The 22334-nt window shown below is 67.7% G+C and carries 22 protein-coding genes; 13 read left to right on the forward strand and 9 right to left on the reverse strand.

The window, feature by feature from the left end; genetic code table 11:
• The first annotated feature begins 36 nt into the window (after nucleotides 1–36).
• Nucleotides 37–840: a PaaX family transcriptional regulator C-terminal domain-containing protein gene (locus QNI11_RS20045; RefSeq protein WP_283981490.1), complete on the forward strand. Its 804-nt coding sequence runs from the start codon at nucleotides 37–39 to the stop codon at nucleotides 838–840.
• Between the two features lie 31 nt (nucleotides 841–871).
• Nucleotides 872–1213 carry a DUF2794 domain-containing protein gene (locus QNI11_RS20050; protein ID WP_283981491.1) on the forward strand — a complete coding sequence of 114 codons (342 nt, stop codon included), beginning with the start codon at nucleotides 872–874 and terminating at the stop codon, nucleotides 1211–1213.
• A gap of 30 nt (nucleotides 1214–1243) precedes the next feature.
• Here the strand turns inward: QNI11_RS20050 and speB are convergent, their stop codons facing one another.
• The 4 genes from speB to QNI11_RS20070 form a co-directional block, all read right to left on the reverse strand.
• Nucleotides 1244–2206 carry an agmatinase gene (speB, locus tag QNI11_RS20055; protein WP_283981492.1) on the reverse strand — a complete coding sequence of 321 codons (963 nt, stop codon included), beginning with the start codon at nucleotides 2204–2206 and terminating at the stop codon, nucleotides 1244–1246.
• A 60-nt stretch (nucleotides 2207–2266) separates the two neighbouring features.
• Nucleotides 2267–3160, reverse strand: a complete 894-nt coding sequence (locus QNI11_RS20060; RefSeq protein ID WP_283981493.1) for an NlpC/P60 family protein — start codon at nucleotides 3158–3160, stop codon at nucleotides 2267–2269.
• Nucleotides 3157–4536, reverse strand: coding sequence for a M17 family metallopeptidase (locus QNI11_RS20065; RefSeq protein WP_283981494.1), 1380 nt, complete (start codon nucleotides 4534–4536; stop codon nucleotides 3157–3159). Before QNI11_RS20065 ends, QNI11_RS20060 begins: the two co-directional genes overlap by 4 nt.
• Before the next feature lie 91 nt (nucleotides 4537–4627).
• Nucleotides 4628–5008 (reverse strand): hypothetical protein, encoded by a 381-nt coding sequence (locus tag QNI11_RS20070; protein ID WP_283981495.1) that lies wholly within the window; start codon nucleotides 5006–5008, stop codon nucleotides 4628–4630.
• A gap of 149 nt (nucleotides 5009–5157) precedes the next feature.
• Here QNI11_RS20070 and QNI11_RS20075 point away from each other — a divergent pair, with 149 nt between their 5' ends.
• Nucleotides 5158–5799 (forward strand): carbonic anhydrase, encoded by a 642-nt coding sequence (locus tag QNI11_RS20075; protein WP_100928457.1) that lies wholly within the window; start codon nucleotides 5158–5160, stop codon nucleotides 5797–5799.
• Nucleotides 5800–5833: 34 nt separating this feature from the next.
• On the opposite strand, the gene QNI11_RS20080 is transcribed toward QNI11_RS20075, so the two are convergent.
• Nucleotides 5834–6181: a hypothetical protein gene (locus QNI11_RS20080; protein ID WP_283981496.1), complete on the reverse strand. Its 348-nt coding sequence runs from the start codon at nucleotides 6179–6181 to the stop codon at nucleotides 5834–5836.
• A 651-nt stretch (nucleotides 6182–6832) separates the two neighbouring features.
• Nucleotides 6833–7855, reverse strand: coding sequence for an aspartate-semialdehyde dehydrogenase (locus tag QNI11_RS20085; RefSeq protein ID WP_283981498.1), 1023 nt, complete (start codon nucleotides 7853–7855; stop codon nucleotides 6833–6835).
• A 279-nt stretch (nucleotides 7856–8134) separates the two neighbouring features.
• Here QNI11_RS20085 and QNI11_RS20090 point away from each other — a divergent pair, with 279 nt between their 5' ends.
• Nucleotides 8135–9997: a nucleoside-diphosphate sugar epimerase/dehydratase gene (locus QNI11_RS20090; RefSeq protein WP_283981500.1), complete on the forward strand. Its 1863-nt coding sequence runs from the start codon at nucleotides 8135–8137 to the stop codon at nucleotides 9995–9997.
• 61 nt (nucleotides 9998–10058) lie between these two features.
• Here QNI11_RS20090 and QNI11_RS20095 read toward each other — a convergent pair whose 3' ends face one another.
• Nucleotides 10059–10901 carry a TIGR00730 family Rossman fold protein gene (locus QNI11_RS20095; protein ID WP_283981501.1) on the reverse strand — a complete coding sequence of 281 codons (843 nt, stop codon included), beginning with the start codon at nucleotides 10899–10901 and terminating at the stop codon, nucleotides 10059–10061.
• Between the two features lie 115 nt (nucleotides 10902–11016).
• Between QNI11_RS20095 and QNI11_RS20100 the strand changes: the two genes are divergently transcribed.
• From QNI11_RS20100 to QNI11_RS20110, 3 genes are all read left to right on the forward strand, one after another.
• Nucleotides 11017–11934: a threonine/serine dehydratase gene (locus QNI11_RS20100; protein WP_283981502.1), complete on the forward strand. Its 918-nt coding sequence runs from the start codon at nucleotides 11017–11019 to the stop codon at nucleotides 11932–11934.
• A gap of 86 nt (nucleotides 11935–12020) precedes the next feature.
• A complete protein-coding gene (gene dapD, locus QNI11_RS20105) occupies nucleotides 12021–12848 on the forward strand; it encodes a 2,3,4,5-tetrahydropyridine-2,6-dicarboxylate N-succinyltransferase (RefSeq protein ID WP_100928462.1) in 828 nt (275 codons plus the stop codon).
• Between the two features lie 171 nt (nucleotides 12849–13019).
• On the forward strand, nucleotides 13020–13343 hold the full coding sequence (locus QNI11_RS20110) for a hypothetical protein (protein WP_100930892.1): 324 nt from the start codon (nucleotides 13020–13022) through the stop codon (nucleotides 13341–13343).
• A gap of 16 nt (nucleotides 13344–13359) precedes the next feature.
• On the opposite strand, the gene QNI11_RS20115 is transcribed toward QNI11_RS20110, so the two are convergent.
• Nucleotides 13360–14433: a Hint domain-containing protein gene (locus QNI11_RS20115; RefSeq protein ID WP_100928463.1), complete on the reverse strand. Its 1074-nt coding sequence runs from the start codon at nucleotides 14431–14433 to the stop codon at nucleotides 13360–13362.
• A gap of 370 nt (nucleotides 14434–14803) precedes the next feature.
• Here QNI11_RS20115 and dapE point away from each other — a divergent pair, with 370 nt between their 5' ends.
• The 4 genes from dapE (at nucleotide 14804) to rnr (ending at nucleotide 19354) form a co-directional block, all read left to right on the forward strand.
• A complete protein-coding gene (dapE, locus tag QNI11_RS20120) occupies nucleotides 14804–15943 on the forward strand; it encodes a succinyl-diaminopimelate desuccinylase (RefSeq protein ID WP_283981503.1) in 1140 nt (379 codons plus the stop codon).
• On the forward strand, nucleotides 15940–16362 hold the full coding sequence (locus QNI11_RS20125) for a GNAT family N-acetyltransferase (RefSeq protein ID WP_283981504.1): 423 nt from the start codon (nucleotides 15940–15942) through the stop codon (nucleotides 16360–16362). Before dapE ends, QNI11_RS20125 begins: the two co-directional genes overlap by 4 nt.
• 47 nt (nucleotides 16363–16409) lie before the next feature.
• A complete protein-coding gene (locus QNI11_RS20130) occupies nucleotides 16410–16961 on the forward strand; it encodes a DUF2064 domain-containing protein (protein ID WP_283983536.1) in 552 nt (183 codons plus the stop codon).
• 107 nt (nucleotides 16962–17068) lie between these two features.
• Nucleotides 17069–19354 (forward strand): ribonuclease R, encoded by a 2286-nt coding sequence (gene rnr, locus QNI11_RS20135; protein ID WP_283983537.1) that lies wholly within the window; start codon nucleotides 17069–17071, stop codon nucleotides 19352–19354.
• On the opposite strand, the gene QNI11_RS20140 is transcribed toward rnr, so the two are convergent.
• Entirely contained in the window at nucleotides 19335–20063 is a 729-nt protein-coding gene (locus tag QNI11_RS20140; RefSeq protein WP_283981505.1) for a glutathione S-transferase family protein, read from the reverse strand. The two genes, rnr and QNI11_RS20140, sit on opposite strands and share 20 nt — an antisense overlap.
• Before the next feature lie 87 nt (nucleotides 20064–20150).
• On the opposite strand from QNI11_RS20140, the gene QNI11_RS20145 reads away from it, so the two are divergent.
• Together QNI11_RS20145 and QNI11_RS20150 are read left to right on the forward strand one after the other, a co-directional pair.
• Nucleotides 20151–20909 carry a YafY family protein gene (locus QNI11_RS20145; RefSeq protein WP_283981507.1) on the forward strand — a complete coding sequence of 253 codons (759 nt, stop codon included), beginning with the start codon at nucleotides 20151–20153 and terminating at the stop codon, nucleotides 20907–20909.
• A gap of 8 nt (nucleotides 20910–20917) precedes the next feature.
• Nucleotides 20918–22318 carry a lytic murein transglycosylase gene (locus QNI11_RS20150; RefSeq protein ID WP_283981508.1) on the forward strand — a complete coding sequence of 467 codons (1401 nt, stop codon included), beginning with the start codon at nucleotides 20918–20920 and terminating at the stop codon, nucleotides 22316–22318.
• The last annotated feature ends 16 nt before the right edge of the window (nucleotides 22319–22334 follow it).

A 22334-nucleotide genomic window follows, 5' to 3' on the forward strand; every position in this document is an offset into this window, starting at 1 on the left:
TTTGCCTTTCCCCCCGGTTGGTTCTAATCGGGGGCCATGGACCCGCTCAAACCCTTGATCGACAACCTGAACGCCGAAGGGCGGCCACGCATCTGGTCGCTCGTGATCACGGTGTTCGGCGACAGCGTGCAGCATCGGGGCGGACGGATCGCCACCGCCCGGCTGAGCCGCCTGCTGGGCCGGATCGGGGTGGAAACGGGCGCGGTCCGGACCGCCCTCTCGCGCCTTTCGCAGGACGGCTGGGTCGAAGGGAAACGCAGCGGCCGCACCAGCAGCTACACCCTGACGGACCGCGGCCTGCAGGAGTTCGGCCCCGCCACCGCCCGGATCTATGCGCCGCCCCGGCAGCGCCCGGTGGGCGAATGGGTCTTCGACTGGCCCGGCGTGGAGGGTGCGCTGCGGCTGGGACAGGGCAGCCTGCGCCCCGCCCCCGTGACCGACACGCCCGGCGGACTGAGGATGACCGGCACGTTGACCGGCGATGCCGGAACGCAGGCGCGCGCGTCGCTGGACCCTGACCATGCCGTTGCGCTGGAACGGATGGCCCAGGACCTGACGGCGCTATCCGGGATCGACGCCAGCCCCCTGGATGCGGCAGCGGCACGGCTCTTGCTGGTGCACCGCTGGCGGCGGCTGGTGTTGCGCTGGCCCGAGGTTCCGGCAGAGCTGATGCCCGAGGACGCCGCGCCGCGCGACCTGCGGCGCGCCATGGCAGAGGCCTACAAGCACCTCGCCCCCGCCGCCGAGGCATGGCTCGACACCGCCGACGGCGAGATGCCGGCAATGCCCCCTGCCGGCCCGGATTTTTCTTTGCGCTTCGGCAGATTGCAAACCCCTTGATTTGCCGCCGCGAAGGCGCAACTCTTTGGGTATGAACAGCTTGACCCCTTTCCCCGACCGTGGGGGCGCCAACGAGGTGGTGGCCTTCCAGCGCGCGGAGCTGAACATCATCCTCTCGCTTTACGGCCGCATGGTCGCCGCCGGTGAATGGCGCGACTACGGCATATCGTCGTTGCGGGAGGTGGCCATCTTCTCGGTCTTCCGGCGCACGGCGGAGCACCCGCTTTACTGCATCGAAAAGCGTCCCAAGCTGCGCAGCAAGCAGGGCGAATACGCGGTGATCGGGATGGAGGGCCAGATCCTCAAGCGCGGGCACGACCTGAAGACCGTGCTGCGCGTGCTGGAACGAAAGCTGATCCGCGCAGTGGAGTGACCCCGCCGCGGCCTTTTCGCAATGGGGGTGTCAGGCGGTCCGCGCCAGCATCGAGCAGAGCAACTCGAACATGATCGACACGCCGAGGAAGGCGGTCGCCCCCGACTGGTCGAAGGGCGGCGAGACCTCCACCAGATCGCCGCCCACGATGTTCACGCCCGCCAATTCCCGGCAGACACGGAGCGCCTCGAAGCTGTTCGGGCCGCCCACCTCGGGCGTGCCGGTGCCGGGCGCGAAGGTCGGGTCGACGAAGTCGATGTCGTAGCTGACGTAGGTCGCCCCATCGCCCACGATATCGCGCGCCTCCTGCATCACGTCCGGGATGCCCCGGTCGAAGAACTCCTCGATCTCGACGATGCGGATGCCCTCGGCCCTGGCGAAATCGCGGTCCTCGGCATCGTACATCGTGCCCCGGATGCCGATCTGGATGACACGCTTCGGGTCCAGCAGCCCCTCTTCCACGGCGCGGCGGAACGGGGTGCCGTGGGTGTACATCGTACCGCCGAAATAGCTGTGGAACAGATCGGTGTGGCTGTCGAAATGGATCATGCCCAGCGGACCGCTGCGGGCCAGCGCGCGCAGAACCGGCAGGGAGGTCAGGTGGTCGCCGCCCGCCGTCAGGGGCCGGATGTTCGCCGCGACAAGCGTGTCGTAGAAGGCGGTGATCCGCGCCATGCTATCTTGGATGTCGGCAGGGTTCGGCCCCACGTCCCCCAGATCGGCGCAGTTCACCGTCTCGAACGGACGCTGGCCCGTGACCTGGTGCTGCGCCCGGATCATGGTGGAGGCGTCGCGCAGCTGGCGCGGGCCGTGGCGCGGGCCGGGACGGTTGGTGGTGCCGCTGTCCCACGGCACGCCGACGATGCCTACGTCGACCTCGGCAAAGCGGGGATGCTCCGGCCCGACATGGGGCAGCCGCATGAAGGTCGGCACACCGGCAAACCGCGGCAGGTCAAAGCCGGAGACAGGGTGGAAGAACGGATCGGACGTCATGGGCAACCTTTCTTGCGGGCAGAGGGCATCGCACCCGCTGCGTCTTGTGACGGCGCGGCCTCAGACCAGCCGCGCGTGACGGGTGACGGGACCGTCGCCCTGTGCCTCGATCCGGGCGACGGCCTCGGCGATGGGCTCATGGGCGGTGGCCATGTGGTGGGCGTTGGCGTGCAGCAGCGTTTCGGGATCGGAGACCCACGCCACATGGCCCTTCCAGAACATCAGATCGCCCCGCTGCGGCGGCGTGCCGGGCGGCAAGGTCTCTCCCAGCTCGCGGGCCTGCATGTCGCTGTCGCCGGGACACGGGATGTTGCACATCCGGCAGCCCATCTGCACCAGCCCGGAACAGTCGATCCCGAAGGCGGAATTGCCCCCCCAGAGGTAGGGCGTCCCGATCAGCCGCTCGGACACCGCGACCGGGTCGCTCTCGTACTGGCCGACAGGCACCATCTGCGTGCCCCTCACCCAGCGGTTCACGCCGACATGGGGCGTGTAGATCTGCGTGTTGAACCAGTTGTCCTCACGTTCCGTTGCCCGGACGAGGGAGCCCATCGACAGCATGATCGGCGTGCCCGGCTGCTTGACGTCGCGGCTTTCGATCCCGATGGCGCGGGCGGCAGAGACGCGGTGCGTGGCCGGCGACTGGACAGCCCGGAGGTAGGAGCGGGAGATGTAGCCGACGTAGCCATCCGCCTCGGCAAAACCGAAGGCGTATTCGCTGTAGGTTTCGCCGTGGGCTATGCGTTCGACGTCCAGCACGCGGAAAAGCTCCCCGGTCAGAAGCTGGCGCTCCCGCTTGCCGCCGGGCGCGTTCAGCAGGTCTGCGGGACCCGGCCTGTTGATGGAGTGCAGCTCGCCCTCCGTGAAGGCGGTCGCCTTGACCTGACCTTCGAGCGAGACATGCGCCACCCGGCCGTTGGACCGGAGCAGGCGGCGGTCGGTGGGGGCGCTCACAGCCCCAGGACCTTCGGCAGCGCGGCAAGGATGGCGCGCGGCCCCTGCCCCAGACCGCCCTTGGCACGCCCCGGCGCGGCAGAGGGCTGCCAGCTGTAGATGTCGAAATGGGCGTAGCGCTGCGCGCCTTCGGTGAAGCGGCGCAAGAAAAGCGCCGCGGTGATGGATCCCGCGAACCCGCCCGACGGCGCGTTGTCCAGATCGGCGATGTCCGGCTCGATCATCGTCTCGTAGGGCGTGTGGAACGGCATCCGCCAGACGGGGTCCGCCGCGCCGCCCGCCGCTTCGGTCAGCACCTGCACGAAGGGTTCGTCGTCGCAGTAGAACGGCGCGAGGTCGGGGCCGACGGCCACCCGCGCGGCGCCGGTCAGCGTTGCCATGGAGAGCATCAGGTCCGGGCTTTCCTCGGCCCCCAGCGCCAGCGCATCCGCCAGCACCAGCCGCCCCTCGGCATCGGTGTTGTTGATCTCGACCGTCTTGCCCAGGCGCGAGGTCAGCACATCGCCGGGCCGGAAACTGGGGGCGGAGACGGAGTTCTCGACCGCCGGGATCAGCAGGCGCAGCTGCACCTTCAATCCTAGAGCCATTATCATCTGCGCCAGACCGATGGTGTTGGCCGCACCGCCCATGTCCTTCTTCATCAGGCCCATGGAGACCCCGGGCTTCAGGTTCAGGCCGCCGGTGTCGAAGCAGACCCCCTTGCCGACCAGCGTCAGTTTCGGTCCCGCATCGCCCCAGCGGATATCGATCAGTCGCGGCACCTGCACGCTGGCCCGGCCCACCGCGTGGATCATGGGGAAGTTCTGTTCAAGCAGCGCGTCGCCGGTCGTGACCTCTATGGATGCGCCGAAGCGGCCGGCAAGGTCACGGGCGGCCTGTTCCAGCGCCTCCGGCCCCATGTCGGAGGCAGGCGTGTTCACGAGGTCACGGGTCAGGTACTCTGCCTCGGCCAGCGTCTCGATGCGGGCCGCGTCAACACCTTCCGGCGCAACAAGGTGCCGGTCGGCGGGCGTGGCGGTCTTGTAGCGGTCAAAGCGGTAGGCAGACAGCAGCCAGCCCAACGCCTCCGTCTCCGGGCTGTCGAGCATGCCGCTCGCGATCCGGTAGACGCCGGGTGCCAGCTGCGGGATCGCCCCGGCCAGCGGGAAGCGGTGCCGCGCCCGCTGCGCCGCCGTACCGTACCCGGCCAGCGCCATGGCGGGTGCTCCGTCTTCGCCCGGAACCATCAGGGCACTGCCCAACGCCCCGGTGAAGCCGCTGGCGCCGACCCAGGCCGCAACCCGGTCCGGCTGCGACCCGGTCCAGCCGTCGAGGCTGTCCGGCTCGACGATGTGCAGCGGAAGGGCGTCGGAACTGGTGGCGAAACGGGGGGACATGGGGGCTCCTGTCGAGGGGGTCGTCGGGAGCCAAGACTAGTGACGGGGGCGGGGGCTGCAAGCGGGATTCAGGGCGTGGGCGGAGGCAGGCTCAGATCGAGAACTCGTTGATGTCCCAAAGCTGCGTCAGTGACCGTTCGCCGGTCCTTGCCAGCCGGGCGAGGGTTGCGGCCTCGGCCACGATGTCGCCGAACTCGATGCAGGTCATCACGTCGTGCGCCACCCGGCTGAGCGAAGTCATTCCGATCTGCTGGGCAATCGCCGACAGCGAGCGCAACGTCTTGTGCATGTCCTGGCGGGGCCCGGAAACGGCCATGTCCTGGACCTGGCACAGCCTTTGCGCCAGCTCCTCCATCGCGCGGCAAATCACGTCCTCGGCCTGATGCAGCCCAAGATCCATACAGAGGGTCCTGATCTGCGCCGGGTCCATGTCCGGGTATTCCACCGGCGACAGGTATGTCACCTGTTTCACGTCTCACCCCATTCCTAGGCCCCCACAGCCAAGGCCAAAATGCCCCGCGACCCTTCCCAAAAGGTTATTTCCCAAGGCTGTTTTCCCTCGCATTTCCCTCGAATTCTGCCTAGTCCATTGGGGAAACGGACGATGCGACGGAGAGGGACATGGAATTCACGCGCCCGCTGCCCGCGTACCTTGTGACGCGGTACCACGGTTGGAAAGCGACGACCTATGCGGAGAACCACGCCTGGTACAGACGTCTCGCGGACGAGGGCCAGCGCCCCCGCGCGATGGTGATCTCCTGCTGCGATTCGCGGGTGCACGTGACGTCGATCTTCGGCGCCGACCAGGGCGAGTTCTTCATCCACCGCAACATCGCCAACCTCGTCCCGACCTACGAGCCGGACGGCAACCACCACGGCACCTCGGCCGCGGTGGAATACGCGGTCACGGCGCTCAAGGTTGCGCATGTGATCGTGCTGGGCCATTCGAACTGCGGCGGCGTTCAGGGCTGCCTCGACATGTGCCAGGGACGCGCGCCGGAACTGGAGGAGACCTCGTCCTTCGTCGGGCGCTGGATGGACATCCTCAAGCCGGGTTTCGAGGCGGTGAAGGACGATCCCGACATGCCCCGCGCGCTCGAGCACGAGGCGGTTCGGGTGTCGCTGAGAAACCTGATGACCTTCCCCTTCGTGAAGGAGGCGGTCGAAAAGGGCACGCTGTCGCTGCACGGTCTCTGGACCGACATCGGCGAGGGCGGCCTCATGCACATCGACCGCAAGAGCGGCCAGTTCACCGTGGTCTGAGCCTCAGAGGGCGCCTGCGAACGGCAGCGCGCCCTCAGTTCATCGCGCGGCGCAATTCCCCCGAATGACCGCCGCGGTGCGCCTTCACGCAGGGCCGCCCGATCCGGGCCGCGATGCGCGCCATCGGGATGCCGAGATCGGTGCCCGTGCACAGCCCTTCGCCGTGGTCGTTCAGCACGACGAGATGCCCCTCGCGGAACGTGAGGCTGTAGCCCTTGACCGCCAGTCTTTCGGCGATCTCGGCCCAACTGTCCGATTGTTCGAGGATGGGGGATAGAAAAAGGCGCAGCATAGCGCGCGTTTCGCAGTCGAGAGGAGCGGGAAGTCCCGGCAATTTCTGGGCATCCTGCCACCCGGCCTGCGCGTCCGGTTGGTGTTGCATTGAAAGTGCTCCTTGCCTGTCCGGAAACGCTGGAACCGAAATGCGTCGAAATTGTGGCGAACCGGCTGCCTCTTGTGGCGCATTGGCATCAAGTTGGAAACTGTCGCTTAATTGGCCACGGAACTGCGTCGCCGCGGGCAACAATACCCTGATGATCGCTTTCGGCCGCTCGTCATGTCCGGTTATGGGACGCAGTCGCTGCGGCCCGCCGTCAGAGAGAGAGATGAGAGAGACGGTTGGCAAGCCGCAGCGCGAACAGGGCGGGCGCAGGGCGCCCCTTAGTCACGCGGGGCGCTTGCCCGCATCGGCGATGTCGCGAGAAAGGGACCGTGGGCTGCCTCCGGAGAGAGAGGAGAGAGGCGGGCAGCGTACTTCGGTCGGTTGCCGTTCTGGCAAGGCATCTCATCGCGTGCAGACAATGTATACCATTGTCGACGAACTCCGCCTATCACCGGTTGGGCTAGCTGGCGGGGCGTCCGGTTAGCACTTCGATACAATTGGACAGGAGTTGCTTGGCGTGGGCACCTGACGGTTGCAGCGCTTTGCGGGCGGCTAACCCTTGGCCTTCACTTGCGCTCCCAGGATACGGAAACGGCGCGCGACCAAGGGCAGGTCGCGCGCCGCAGTGATCCACTCGATTCGGAAAGGCGGTCAGCCCTTCTTCAGGCACCGCTGGCCAAGAACCTCGGCGATCTGCACGGCGTTCAGCGCCGCGCCCTTCCGCAGGTTGTCCGAGACGCACCACAGGTTCAGACCGTTGTCGATGGTCGAGTCCTGCCGGATGCGGGAGATGAACGTGGCGAAGTCACCCACACATTCCTTCGGCGTGACGTAGCCGCCGTCCTCGCGCTTGTCGATCACCATGATCCCGGGCGCCTCGCGCAGGATGTCGCGCGCCTCATCCTCGTCGAGGAATTCCTCGAACTCGATGTTGATCGCTTCCGAATGCCCGACGAACACCGGCACGCGCACGCAGGTCGCGGTCAGCTTGATGCTCGGATCGATGATCTTCTTCGTCTCCACGACCATCTTCCACTCTTCCTTGGTGGAGCCGTCTTCCATGAAGACGTCGATGTGCGGGATCACGTTGAAGGCGATCTCTTTCGGGTACTTCTTCGGCGGCACCTCGGACACCGGGTTGTAGACCGCCTTGGTCTGATCCCAGAGCTCGTCCATGCCTTCCTTGCCCGAGCCGGACACCGACTGGTAGGTCGAAACCACGACGCGCTTGATCTTCGCGCGGTCGTGCAGCGGCTTCAGCGCGACGACCATCTGCGCGGTCGAGCAGTTCGGGTTCGCGATGATGTTCTTCTTGGAATAGCCCATCACGGCGTCGGCGTTCACTTCCGGCACGATCAGCGGCACGTCCGGATCGTAACGGTAGAGCGACGAGTTGTCGATCACCACGCAGCCCGCCGCGGCGGCCTTCGGTGCGAATTCTTTCGTCGGGCCGGAGCCCACGGCGAACAGGGCGATATCCCAACCGGTGAAGTCGAACGTCGCGAGGTCCTGGGTCTTGAGTGTCTTGTCGCCAAAGCTGACTTCGGTCCCGAGTGACCGGCGCGAAGCCAGCACGGCGATCTCGTCGACGGGGAATTCCCGTTCGGCGAGGATGTTCAGCATTTCGCGGCCCACGTTGCCCGTGGCGCCCGCGACGACGATGCGGTAACCCATTTGGCCCTCCTTAAAGGTCAGGGTCGCACGGGACCCCTGCCCCGCACGACTGCTGGCGCGGTGCATACCGCAGGCAGCCCATGGGCGAAAGGCCGTATATTAACGCGTCCCCCGAACCGGGCGACATTCGGCGATATCCGCGTCGAATGCGGTGCCCACGACAATCGAAAGGCGAGCGGGTTAAACCCGCCTTAACCCGAGACATGCTTATCGTCCTGATGTTCCCGATGCGTACGCGAAGTACGGACGGGGCCCGCGAAGTGGGAGAGAGGTCTGGACATGTTCTTCAGGATCGTCACCGGCATGACCCGCCCCCAGAAACGGGCGGCGTTCATCTCGCTCGACGCACTGGTCATTCTGTTTGCGTTCGGGATGTCTGTCCTGCTCACCGCGCATGGACGGATCGGGATGGCGGAGGCGGCCCCGGTGGCGCTGGTCCTCGTGACAAGCGGGGCGATCCTCGGATGGGTGCTGGGCCTGACGCGCATGAAACTGGATGCGTTCGAGATGCGCGGCCCGGGGCGGACCGCCGCATATGCCGCCGCACTGGGTCTGCTCGGCTATGCAATTGCGCCGCGCGCGCTGCCCGCCCTTCCCGTCGGGGCACATGTCCACTTCACGCTGCTCGTCCTGGTGCTGTCGGTCGGCTGGCGCATCGCCCTGCGGTACGCGATCCGTCAGATCTACCTGCACGGTGCGGATTCCGTCCGGGTCCTGATCTATGGCGCCGGGGCGACGGGGCAGCAGCTGGTGGCCGCGCTCAGGCACCATGACGCCATCCGACCCGTGGCCTTCATCGACGACAACCCGACCCTCCAGAGCCAGGTGATCGCCGGGCTGCGTGTCCATGCGGCGTCCAGCATCCCGAAGCTCGTGGCGGAGAAACGGATCAGCCGCGTCGTGCTCGCCATGCCCTCCATGAGCCAGCCCGCCATGGCCCGCATCCGCCTCCAACTGCGCAACATCGGCTGCGAAGCGCACGCCCTCCCGTCCTTTGCCGCGCTGGTGGGCGAAGGCGCCCTGCGGGCGGAGGCGGAGCCGGTGTGCATCCAGAAACTCCTGGGCCGCAACCGGCTCGAAAAGGAACTGCCGGGCGTCATCGACGCCTACGCGGGCCGGCGCATCCTGATCAGCGGCGCAGGCGGCTCCATCGGCGCCGAGCTGTGCCGCCAGCTTGCGGCCTGCGGCCCGGAATGCGTCGTTCTGGTCGATCACTCGGAACTGGCGCTCTACACCATCCACAAGGAACTCAGCGACCTCGCGCCCGAGGTGACGGTCGTGCCGCTACTGCAATCCGTCCTGAACGAGCGCGCGATGCTGCGCGCCATGCTGACCCACCGGGTCGACGTGGTTTTGCACGCCGCCGCCTACAAGCACCTCCCCCTGGTCGAGGACAACGTCATCGCGGGGCTGGAAAACAACGTCCTCGGCACCAAGGCCCTGGCCGATGCGGCACGGCAGGCGGGGGTGGATCGCTTCATCCTCGTCTCCAGTGACAAGGCTGTGCGCCCCACGAACGTCATGGGCGCGTCGAAGCGGCTGGCGGAACTGGTGGTGCAGGACCTCGCCTCGCGCCGGTCCGGCACCCGCTTTGCCATGGTACGCTTCGGGAACGTGCTCGGCTCCAGCGGCTCGGTCATCCCATTGTTCGAAGAGCAGATCGGCCGCGGCGGCCCTGTCACGCTGACCGACCCGAACGTCACCCGCTACTTCATGACCATATCGGAGGCGGCGCGACTGGTCCTCCTGACCGGCTCCTTCGCACGGGGCGGCGACGTCTTTGTGCTGGACATGGGCGCGCCGGTGCCGATCCGGAAGATCGCAGAACAGATGATCGAGGGTGCGGGCTACACCGTCCGGACGGACGACACCCCCGAGGGCGACATCGAGATCCGGGTAACGGGCCTGCGCCGCGGCGAGAAGCTGCACGAGGAGCTGCTGATCTCCTCCGACATGCTGACGACGCCGCACCCCAAGATCCTGCGCGCGCAGGAGATGTGCCTGTCGGAGTTCGAGGTGGCCAACGCCCTGCGCGACCTGCGGCAGGCGATCGACGCGCTCGACGAGGATGCCGCCCGCGCCGTCATCGCGAAATGGGTCGAGAGCTCGGATGCAGGCCGCGTCGCAAAGCAGAGCGTCTAGGCGGCCTGTCCCGTCCGCGACACTGCCCTAACCGGGAGAAGTGCCTTGCCCGAACCGTCTTTCAGCGGCCCGGAATCTCGCCGCGACGGGTCTTGGGCGTCCAGGCGTCAATGATTTCGACCGCCTCTTCCGCCGTCTCGACGAAGCGGAACAGGTCGAGATCCTGGGCAGAAATGGTCCCGGCCTCGGCCAGCGCCTCCCAGTTGATGATCTTTTCCCAGAAAGCCCGCCCGAACAGCAGGAACGGCACCGGGGTCATGCGCCCGGTCTGGATCAAAGTCAGCGCCTCGAACAACTCGTCCAGCGTCCCGAACCCGCCCGGGAACACGCAGACCGCCCGCGCGCGCATCAGGAAGTGCATCTTGCGGATCGCGAAGTAGTGGAAGTTGAAAGCCAGGTCCGGCGTCACGTAGCTGTTCGGCGCCTGTTCGAACGGCAGCACGATGTTCAGCCCGATGGAAACGCCGCCTTCGTCCGCCGCGCCCCGGTTGCCCGCCTCCATCACGCCCGGGCCGCCGCCCGTGGCCACGACCCAGTCGCGGTTGCCGGTCGCCAGCGCCTTTTTCGTCATCAGTCGGGCAAAGCTGCGCGCCTCATCGTAGAAATGCGACAGCTCCGCCAGCGTCTGCGTGCGGGCGGTGTCCTTCTCGGACGGGGCGGGAATACGCGCGCCGCCGAACAGCACCACGGTGGAGTCGATCTGATGCTCGTCCATCAGCATCTCGTACTTCAGGAGTTCAAGCTGAAGCCGGACCGGGCGCAGTTCGTCCTTGGCGAGGAAGTCCTCGTCCGCGAAGGCCAGCCGGTAGCTGGGCGATGTCGATTGCGGCGTCTGCGGGACGTGGCGGGCGGTGTCCAGGTCGGTGCCCGCATCGCGGAGCGAACTGCGGCGGTCGTCGGTCATGCGCTATGCTCTCCTTGGCCCCGGCACCCGCTGCGGCAGGGTGGCGTCGGTCCGTGTTGTGCCTTTCTGTCCAGACCTATAGCGTCCGCCCGGAAAGAACCAGACGAGGTGAGCCATGGAGTGGCGCAGGGAAATCGAAGCCGCCGCAAGCCGCATCGCGGGCCACGTCGTCAGGACTCCCGTGATCGATACGGACGCGCTGTGGTCGCGGTCCATCGCGCTCAAGCTGGAGCAGATGCAGCACACCGGCAGCTTCAAGGCGCGTGGCGCGTTCAACACCCTCTCTGCCGTCGAGGTGCCCGAGGCGGGCGTGGTCGCGGCGTCCGGTGGCAATCACGGGGCAGCGGTGGCCTATGCGGCGCAGCGCCTTGGCCATGCCGCGCGCATCTTCGTGCCCGAGATGGCGGGCCCCTCCAAGATTGCCCTGATCGAACGCACCGGCGCGGACCTGACGGTGGTCCCGGGCGAATATGCCGATGCGCTGGCGCGGGCGCAGGCCTATGGCGACCAGACCGGCGCGATGTCCGTGCACGCCTATGACGCGCCGCTGACGGTGGCCGGACAGGGCACCCTGATGCGCGAGTGGGAGGCGCAGGGCCTGAACGCCGATACGGTGCTGATCGCGGTCGGCGGCGGCGGGCTGATCGCCGGGGCGATGGCCTGGCTGCAGGGCGCCAAGCGGATCATCGCGGTGGAGCCTGCCAACTGCAACGCCCTAGGTGCCGCGCTCAGGGAAGGCGGCCCGACCGATGTGCCGGTCTCCGGCGTGGCGGCGAACGCCCTCGGCGCGCGGCGGATCGGCGAGATCTGCTACGAGTTGGCGGAGGCGCAGGGGATCCTGACCGTGACCGTCAGCGACGAGGCGATAACCGAAGCGCAGACCGCGCTCTGGCGGGCGCACCGGCTGCTGGTCGAACCCGCCGGCGCCTGTGCTCTGGCGGCGCTCAGGTCCGGTGCCTTCACCCCTGCCGAGAACGAACGCGTGGCCGTCCTGCTGTGCGGCGGAAACATCTCGCCCGATCCGCTGGGGTGACGCGCCGGACAGGGCCGTTTGTCTGTGTGGATTGCCGCCCCGTCACATCGCAGCTATAGGGGCGCAAACCCGCGAGGAGATCACACATGTCGAACGCACAGCTCGAAACCGCCATCGAAGCCGCCTGGGAGAACCGGGCCGATATCACGCCCATGACCGGCGGCGAGACCCGCGAAGCCATCGAGGACACGCTGAACGCCCTCGACAGCGGCAGGCTGAGGGTGGCGGAGAAGCAGGCGGACGGGTCGTGGCATGTGAACCAGTGGGCCAAGAAGGCCGTGCTGCTGGGTTTCCGCATCAAGGACATGGAAAGCCACGACAACGGTCCGCAGGGCGGCGGCTGGTGGGACAAGGTCGACAGCAAGTTCAAGGGCTGGGGCGACAACCAGTGGAAGGCCGCGGGCTTCCGCGCCGTGCCGAACTGCGTCGTCCGCAAGTCGGCCTACATCGCGCCGGGCGTGGTTCTGATGCCGTCCTTCGTGAACCTCGGCGCCTACGTCGACGAGGGCACGATGGTCGACACATGGGCGACCGTGGGATCCTGCGCACAGATCGGCAAGGGTGTGCACCTGTCGGGTGGCGTGGGCATCGGCGGCGTGCTGGAGCCGATGCAGGCCGGGCCCACCATCATCGAGGACAACTGCTTCATCGGCGCGCGCTCCGAGGTCGTGGAGGGCTGCATCGTGCGCGAGGGCTCGGTCCTCGGCATGGGTGTCTTCATCGGCAAGTCGACCAAGATCGTCGACCGTGAGACCGGCGAAGTGATGTACGGCGAGGTGCCGCCCTACTCCGTCGTCGTGGCCGGGTCGATGCCGTCGAAGAACGGGATCAACCTGTATTGTGCGGTGATCGTGAAGCGGGTGGATGCGCAGACCCGCTCCAAGACCGGTATCAACGAGCTGCTGCGCGACTGACGCCAGCGCCTTCGGGCCTGAGATCCGGCGCGGTGTCCCCCAGGCACCGCGCCTTTTTCGCGGCTGCGGGTGATTTCGGCGCAAGGCTGGCGCTGACGAAAGGACTGCTGAAGGGACCGGCGACGCGGCGCGGTGCTTGACAATTTCGCCGCGGCGTCTCATCCGCGCAGCATGAACAAGTCACCACGCACCCAACAGGTCTTCACGCTTCTGGTCGAGGTCGGCCGCAAGTCCGGCGACGGACTGCCCGACAAGGCCACCGGCGCCGCATTGATGTGCTACGCCTCCGGCGTGGACGAGGCCGAGGCCGTGCGCGAAACGGTGGCGATCCTCAAGCAGGCGGACATGGCGCCGCTCGACGTGACGGGCTACGGCACCCGCGAAGAGCGCGAGGCACAGGGCCACGAGATCGAGGAAGACGAGGCCGAACTGATGCAGCGCGCGCTCGAGGAAAACGCCGTCATCGTGGCGCAGGTCTCTCCGTTTTTCGACTGACGCGCACCCCGAGGGATCAGGCCGCCCGCGCCTCGGCGAGGGTGATCGCCTCGAACGGGCGCAGCACCTTCAGACCGGCGCGCGCATGTTCCGGCAGGAGGTTCGCGGGCACGTCCGCCAGGAGCGAGCGGGCAAGGTGATCCCTGCGGCGCCTCAGCCGTCCGACATACAGCGTCTCGATCTCCGCCCCGGCGGAAATCACCGGCTCGTGTCCCGGCAGCAGGAGCTGGTGGTAACAGACCATCTGCACCGCCGGTTCGGTCACGGCGGCAAATCCGTTCACCAAGGCCAGCGCCGGGATCAGCACCGCCTCGCGGCCGAAGATGTACTCCACCTCCGATCCGCCGATCACCAGCCGCTGGTAGGGGGCCACCACCACGTCCCGCTGCAGGCCGAAATAGGGCGCGCGCAGCCGGACCGGCTGGAACATCCCCAAGGCGGGCACCCGGCGTGACAGGCGGGCCAGCACCGGCACGATTCCGTTGTCGCGGGTCACGACCGTGTCGCCGCACTCCAGCGCGCTGACCGGCCGGTATCCTGTGGGCGTCAGAACCGGCGTCTGTCCGACCAGCGACGGCATGGGGCCCACCGGCTCAATCGCGTCAGAGACGGCGAAGAACAGGACGTCTTCGTCCATCTCGACCAGCTGCGGACGGCGGACCAGCGTGTAGATGTCTTCCAGCAGCATCGGCGGCGGGGCCGGCGTGGCCCGCTGGACCACGATGTCGGTCTCGGGGCGTTCGAGGCTGATGCGACCCGTCCGCGCCTCGCTGTCCCAGCTGAAGGTCACGCGCAGCACGTCGTGGCGGGCGTCGGAGCTGTGCTGGAGGACGGTGTGAAAGACCTCCTCGCCCTGACTCATGACAAGGACGATCCCGCCGCCCGGCACGGCGCGCACCGAGAAGGCACCGCGCCACGGGTGCGCGCGTTCATAGGACAGGAGGGTCTGCGGGCGATCTTCGGGCGAGATGCGCGTTTCGATCAGGATCGACCCGCGCGGCATCAGGATGTTGCGGCTTGCGGCGGTCTGACCGAAGCGTTCAGGGCAGACCCATGCGCGCCCCTGGCCGGACACGGCGATCCAGCTCATGTGGCCACTCCCTGCGCAGCGGTACGCGGAATGCCGGCGCAGGCCTGCGGCGCCCGCGCGACCTGACGGGCGGAAAGAACAACGGTGATCGGCACCCCGGAAAGAGCGACCATGCCTGCCTCGATCTCTGCCAGACAGACATATCGCGGAAACGACCGGACCGGGGTCCGGAGGAAACGGGATACTGCGCGCCTGCCAAAGCTATTTTTGTTTCTTTTGCCGAAACTTAACACGGCAATGGCAACGGCGCGAACCTATTCTTGCGGTCAGTTCGGGCGGCGACGGTGGCGGCTGATGCAAACACGCCACATTTGCCAAGCCCGAAAGGGCGCGGTAGCCAAGTGCCGATACCGAAACGAGGACCCCCGCCATGACCGATCCCGTCGACCTGACCGCCCGCCTTGTCCGCTGCCCCTCGGTCACGCCCGAGGAGGGCGGCGCGCTGGTCCTGCTGGAGGAGATGCTGTCCGGCGCGGGGTTCGAGTGCACGCGGGTGGACCGTGGCGGGATCTCCAACCTCTATGCGCGGTGGGGCGCGAAGGGAGCGGTGAAGACCTTCGGCTTCAACGGCCACACCGACGTCGTCCCGATCGGGCGGCGCGAGGACTGGCAGCACGATCCCTTCGGGGCCGAGATCGAGGGCGGCATGATGTACGGACGCGGCACGACGGACATGAAGTCGGGCGTCGCGGCCTTCGCGGCGGCGGCCATGGATTTCGTCGCCGCGACACCGCCGGACGGTGCCGTGGTGCTGGCGATCACCGGCGACGAGGAAGGCGACTCTGTCGATGGGACCACCGCGCTTCTGAACTGGATGGAGGCCGAGGGCGAGAGGATGACCGTCTGCCTCGTGGGCGAACCCACCTGCCCGGACCACATGGGCCAGATGATCAAGATCGGGCGGCGGGGGTCGATGTCGGCCTGGTTCACGGTGGAGGGCACGCAGGGCCATTCCGCCTATCCGCACCGCGCGCTGAACCCGCTTCCGGCCATGGCGCGGCTGATGGACCGTCTGGCCTCGCACGAGCTGGACACCGGCACCGACCACTTCGATCCTTCCACGCTGGCGGTGGTGACCATCGACACCGGCAACCCGGCGACCAACGTGATCCCGGCGAAGTGCTCTGCCTGTGTGAACATCCGGTTCAACGACAGGCACAGCGGCGAGTCCCTCTCGGACTGGCTGCGGGCTCAGGCGGCAGAGGTCGACGCCACCTTCGGCACCAAGACGGAGGTGAAGATCAAGATCTCGGGCGAGAGCTTCCTGACACCGCCGGGCGACCTGTCGGAGCTCGTGTCGCGCGCGGTCGAGGCAGAGACGGGCGTGACGCCGGAACTTTCGACCACGGGCGGCACCTCCGACGCGCGGTTCGTCAAGAACCACTGCCCGGTGGTGGAATTCGGTCTGGTGGGCCAGACCATGCATGCCGTGGACGAACGCGTCTCGGTCGAGCAGATCGGGCAGTTGAAAGCGATCTACACGCGGATCCTGCAGGACTATTTCGCATGACCCTTACGGTGGAGCAGACCGCCGACCTGACCGAACCGCACGCCATCCGGCGGCGGGTGTTCATAGAGGAGCAGGGCTTTACCGAGGCGGAGGAATGGGACGACCTCGACCCCGTCTCCGTGCATCTGGTGGTGCGGGACGGCGGCGCGCCGGTTGCATCCGCGCGGCTGATACAGGACGGCGAGACGGGCAAGATCGGGCGCATCTGCGTGCTGGAGAGCCACCGGGGCCGTGGCCTGGGCGCGGCGCTGGTCACGCACGGCGTGGCGCATTTTCGCGATGTGCCCGGCGTTACGCGGATCTACCTGAGCGCGCAGGACCATGCGATCCCCTTCTACGAACGGCTTGGATTCGGCGCCTACGGCGAGACCTACCTCGACGGCACGATGCCGCACCGGGACATGGAACTGCGGTTTTGACATTGCGCCGGACACATCCGGGATGCCCGCGCCCCACCCTTGTCATCATGGTGAAGGCGCCGCGGCCCGGACGGGTCAAGACACGCCTCGGACGCGAGATCGGTCACGTCGCGGCGGCATGGTGGTTCCGGCATCAGGTGCGGCGCTTGCTCTGGCGCGTGGACGATCCCCGGTGGCGGATCGTGCTGTCCGTGTCCCCTGACCGCGAAGGGATGCACAGCCGCGTGTGGCCGGGTCATCTGCCGCGGATGCCGCAGGGCAAGGGCGATCTCGGCGCGCGCATGGCCCGCGCGCTGCGGGCCTGCGACGGGCCTGTCTGCCTGATCGGGGCCGACATCCCTGCCGTGGATCGCGTGACCTTGGCGCGCAGCTTTGCCCTTCTGGGGCGCCATGACGCGGTGTTCGGCCCGGCGGAGGACGGCGGCTTCTGGCTGATCGGCGTGCGCCATCCGCGCCGCCTGCCGTATGGGTTTTTCCGCGATGTACGCTGGTCTACCGAACACGCCCTCTCCGACGCGAAGGCCACCCTGCCCGGCTGGCGCATCGCCCAAGGCGACCTGCTGAAGGACGTGGACAGCGCCGCGGACCTCCGCACCTAGCCCCCAGACCAGGACAACAGGGCATTTTTCGCCCAAACAGGCAGGTCGCGCCGGCATTTCGCCGTTTCCGGCATGACGGCGTCATGGGTGCGTGCTACCTCCGTGCCATGACAACCTTGCCCACCAAGCAGGAAATCCTCGACTGGATTTCCGAGAACCCGGCCCTCACCGCCAAGCGCGACATCGCGAAGGCCTTCGGCATCAAGGGTGCCGCGCGCATCGACCTCAAGCGCCTGCTGAAGGAGCTTGAGTCCGACGGCCATCTGGAGAAGCGGAAGAAGACCTACCGCGACCCGGACCGCCTGCCGCCCGTGACCGTCCTTCAGGTCAAGGCGCCCGACGCCAACGGCGACCTCTTTGCGCAGCCGCTGGAGTGGCACGGCGAGGGGGTGGAACCGACCGTGCTGCTGGTGAGCCGCCCGGGCGATCCCGCGCTGGGGGAAGGCGACCGCATCCTCGCCCGCCTGCAGGTGGTGCACGAGGCCGACCACAACTACGAGGCCCGGCTGATCCGGCGCATCGGCGCATCGCCCCGCAAGGTCGTGGGCCTGTTCCGCAAGACCGCCGAAGGCGGCCGCATCCTGCCCATCGACAAGGGCAACGACAAGGAATGGATGGTCGCCCCCGACGCCACGGGCGGCGCAAAGGACGGCGAACTGGTGGAGGCCGAGCAGGCCGGGCCGAAGGGCCGCATGGGTCTGCCCAAGGCGCGCATCACGCTGCGCCTTGGCGATCCGTCGGAACCCAGGGCGGTGTCCCTGATCGCCATCCACCAGCACGGCATCCCCGACGACTTCCCGCAGGAGGTGCTGGACGAGGCCGATGCGATGAAGCCCGCCGGTCTGTCCGGGCGCGAGGATCTGCGCGATCTGCCGCTGATCACCATCGACCCGTCCGACGCGCGCGACCACGACGACGCCGTCTATGCGGTGGCCGACGAAGATCCGAAGAACGCGGGCGGCTTCCTGATCTGGGTGGCCATCGCCGATGTCGCCTACTACGTGCGCCCCGGCTCCGAGCTGGACCGGGAGGCGAAGAAGCGCGGCAACTCCTCGTACTTCCCGGACCGCGTCGTGCCGATGCTGCCGGACCGGCTGTCGGGCGACCTGTGTTCGCTGCACGAAGGGGTGCCGCGTGCGTGCATCGCGGTGCGCATGAAGATCGACGCCGAGGGCAACAAGCTGGGCCAGAAGTTCGTGCGCGGCCTGATGCGCTCGCCCGCGTCGCTGACCTACCAGGAGGTGCAGGCGGCCATCGACGGCGAACCGAACGACAAGACCGGCCCGCTGCTGGATGACGTGCTGAAACCGCTTTATGCCGCCTATGCCGCGCTGAAATCCGCACGGGAACGGCGCCAGCCGCTCGACCTCGACCTCCCGGAACGCAAGGTGATGCTGAGCGAAGAAGGCAAGGTCACCTCTGTCGCCTTCACCGACCGGCTGGACGCGCACAAGCTGATCGAGGAGATGATGGTCCTGGCCAACGTCGCCGCCGCCGAGACGCTGAACGCCAAGGACATGCCGCTCCTGTTCCGGGTGCACGAGGAGCCGTCGCAGGACAAGCTGGAGTCGCTGCGCGACACCGCCGAATCCGCCGGGCTGACGCTGGCCAAGGGGCAGGTGCTGAAGACCCGCCACCTGAACCAGCTGCTGCACCAGGCCGCCGGCAAGGACGAGGCCGAGCTGATCAACATGGCGACACTGCGCAGCATGACGCAGGCCTACTACAGCCCGAAGAACTTCGGTCACTTCGGGCTCGCGCTGCAGAACTACGCGCATTTCACCTCGCCCATCCGGCGCTATTCCGACCTGATCGTGCACCGCGCCCTGATCGCCGCGCACAAATGGGGCGACGACGGCCTGACCGCGCAGGAGGTCGAGCGGCTGGAACAGACAGCGCAGCACATCTCGGACACGGAACGGCGGTCGATGATGGCGGAGCGGGACACCAACGACCGCTACCTCGCCGCCTACCTGTCCGACCGTCTGGGGGCAGAGTTCGCCGGGCGCGTGTCTGGCATCGCCAAGTTCGGGATCTTCGTGAAGCTGGACGAGACCGGCGCCGACGGGCTGGTGCCGATCTCGACCCTCGGCAACGAATACTTCCACTTCGACCGCGAGGCCGGGACGTTGATGGGCGCCGACACCGGACGGGTGATCGCGCTCGGGATGCGGGCGAAGGTCAAGCTGGTGGAGGCAGCGCCGGTCACCGGCGGCATCGCCTTCGAGTTGCTGGAACTGGACGACGACGCCTACGAAAGCAGCGCGGGCGGCCGTTTCGGGCGTGGCGGTGCGCGGCGCGGCCGTTCCGGGCCGTCGCCGCGCCGCAAGCTCGCCAAGGCCAAGGCGCGCGACAAGAAGGTCAAGCGCAAGGTCACGCGGCAGCGGAAATAGGCGTCCTGAACCGTTCCGGGTAAAGCTGCGCGCGGGCCCGGGTCACGTAGGCCATCAGGCTGTCCCGCGCCCGCAGGCCCTGCCGCGCGGGTGTGTCGCCCGGCAGCTTGTCCAGCGCCGAGAGCACCGGCACGACCGCGGCATCCGCCGCCGTGGGACGACTGCCGAACAGCCACGGCCCGTCGCCCAACCGCTGTTGCAGCACGTCGAGGTCGGCGGCCGTGGCCTGCGCCGCATGGGCGTCGCTGAACCTGCCGATGCCCTGATTGCGCAGCGACTTGCGGATGCCCTTCCGCACCAGTCCCGGCACCACGAGCCGCAGCGGTCTGGGCATGCCGCCGAAAACAGCCGGTTCCAGCACCGCCCAGCCGTCCTCGCGCACCCATCTGTCGTGCACCAGGAACAGCCGCAGGTGTTCCTCCACCATGCGGATGATCGCGTGCGCCTGCGCCCGCTGCCCCGCGTCGTGTCCCGGGAAGAGGTCGGCACCCTGCGCCTCCAGCCACGCGAGGATGAAGTTGCTGTCGGGCACCGGGCCGTCCGGCGTGCGCAGGATCGGCAATTTTCCGTAACCCGTGTCGGGGGGCATCGTCAGCCACTCGGGCTCCCACGGCCGACCGGAAAGGTCGAGCAGGATCATGGCCTTGAGGCAGAAGGGGCTCAGGCTCGGTTCGCCGAAGCCGGCGGGGAAGGTCATCAGTTTCAGCATCGGCTTACCCGTTTCAGTTGCGTGTCCGGTCAACGCTATGGCAGGCTCATGTCAGTTTCTGACAACTGCCTGACGCATTGTTCTGACATGTCCCGCACCCATCGCCTGTTCCAGTTGATGTCCGCCCTGCGCCGCCTGCCGTCGCCGGTCACTGCCGCGCGCCTGGCGGAGGAAACGGGCGTGTCGCCCCGGACGCTCTATCGCGACATCGACACGCTGCGCGAACTGGGGGCGGTGATCGACGGCGAGGCAGGGTTCGGCTACCGGCTGATCGAGGACGCGCACCTGCCGCCCCTGGGCTTCGACGACGAGGAACTGGAGGCGCTGATCCTCGGACTTCGGGAGGTGGCCGCCGTGGCCGACCCGGCGCTGGCGGAGTCGGCGGAATCGGCCCTGGCCAAGCTGCGCGCGCGCCTGCCCGAGCGGCAGGCCCACCGACTGCGCCATGCCGTGCTGAACGCCCACAGATTCGCCCCGCCGCCACGCCCGACCATCGACGCGCGCGCGCTGCGCCGCGCCTGCTGGGACGAAGAGCAGGTGTCCTTCGATTACACCGACAAGAACGGTGCCCCGACCCGGCGCGAAGTGAAGCCCTTGGCCGTCATGCTTTTCGACAACAGCCACTGTCTGCTCGCATGGTGTTGTCTTCGCAGGGATTTTCGCGCCTTCCGGCTGGACCGGATGCTGGATCTGCAACGGACGGGGCGGTCGTTCCGGCCCGAAAGAGTGCCCCTTTTGCGCGACTACAACGACACGGCTGACGCGAGGATTCGCGCATCTTCGGGATGGGACCTTCGCAAGTCACCCGATCCGGGTTACAGTTGCGACAAAAGAAACGAGCGGTAGACAATCAGATGTTCAGGATGGCCTGTATCGGGCTGGGGATCGCAATCCTCGGCACTGGTCCCGTGTACGCGGAGACTCTCCAGACGTCGCTGCGCCCCAAGGCGCGCGGCACTCTTGTCGTGAGCCACGTCGAAGAGGTGGTCAGCCGGGCCAGCGGCCTTGGCGACAGCCTGCGCGACACCTTGCTGGCGCCCAGACGGTCCACCCGCCCGGCCATCCGCCCGGCGGCCCTGAAACCGCGCAGCGCCGCGGTGGCCGTCGCCCCTGTCACCACTGAAAGCGTGAGCCCCGCCAAGGCCGCCGCCTTTGCCCGCTGGATCGACGGGTTCCGCCCCCGCGCCCTGTCGCAGGGCGTCAGCGCCCGGACCTTCGACGCGGCGTTCCGTGGCGTGACCTTCGACCCGAAGGTAGTGGAGCGCGACTCCTCTCAGGCGGAGTTCGCCAAGGGCATCTGGGACTACCTCGACAGCGCCGCCTCCGACTCGCGCGTGAACAACGGTCGGTCCGCACTGGCCCAGCACCGTGCCCTGCTCGACCGGATCGAGGCGCACTACGGTGTCGACAAGGAGATCGTGCTGGCCGTCTGGGGCATGGAAACCGCCTACGGCAGCTATCGCGGCTCCAACCATATCATCCAGTCCATGGCGAGCCTTGCCTTCGATGGGCGGCGGCGGTCGTTCTTCGAGACCCAGCTTGTCGCCGCCCTGCAGATCCTCGAACAGGGCGACACCACGCCCGACCGGATGACCGGGTCATGGGCCGGGGCGATGGGGCACACGCAGTTCATGCCCACATCCTTCCAGTCGCTCGCCGTGGACTTCACCGGCGACGGGCGCCGCGACATCTGGGGCGACGATCCGTCGGACGCGCTGGCCTCCACCGCCAACTATCTGAAAAAGAACGGATGGATCGCCGGTCAGCCGTGGGGCGCCGAAGTCGTGCTACCGCGCGGGTTCGATTACGATCAGGTCAACGTTGAGCGCATGCCCTCCGCCTGGGCGCGGCTTGGGGTCATGGGCACCGATGGCAAGCCGGTCCCCGATTACGGCGCGGCGACGATCCTGCTGCCCGCGGGACACAAGGGCGCAGCTTTCCTCGTCTTCAAGAACTTCCGCGTGATCAAGCGCTACAACGCCGCCGACGCCTATGCGATGGGGGTTGGCCACCTTGCTGACCGCATCATGGGCGGCGAGAAGTTTCAGGGCTCGTGGCCCCGCGACGACCGCCCGCTGACCAGCACCGAGCGCAAGGAGCTTCAGACCCGGCTGACGCAGGCGGGGTATGACACGCAGGGCGTGGACGGGCGCATCGGGCCGATGACGCTGCAGGCGATCCGCGGCTACCAGCGCCGCGCCGGGCTTGTGCCGGACGGCTACGCCTCCATGGAACTGCTGAAGAAGCTGCGCTGAGGGACGGGGCTGCGGC

This window comes from Sagittula sp. MA-2, from assembly GCF_030126985.1.
Lineage (GTDB): Bacteria > Pseudomonadota > Alphaproteobacteria > Rhodobacterales > Rhodobacteraceae > Sagittula.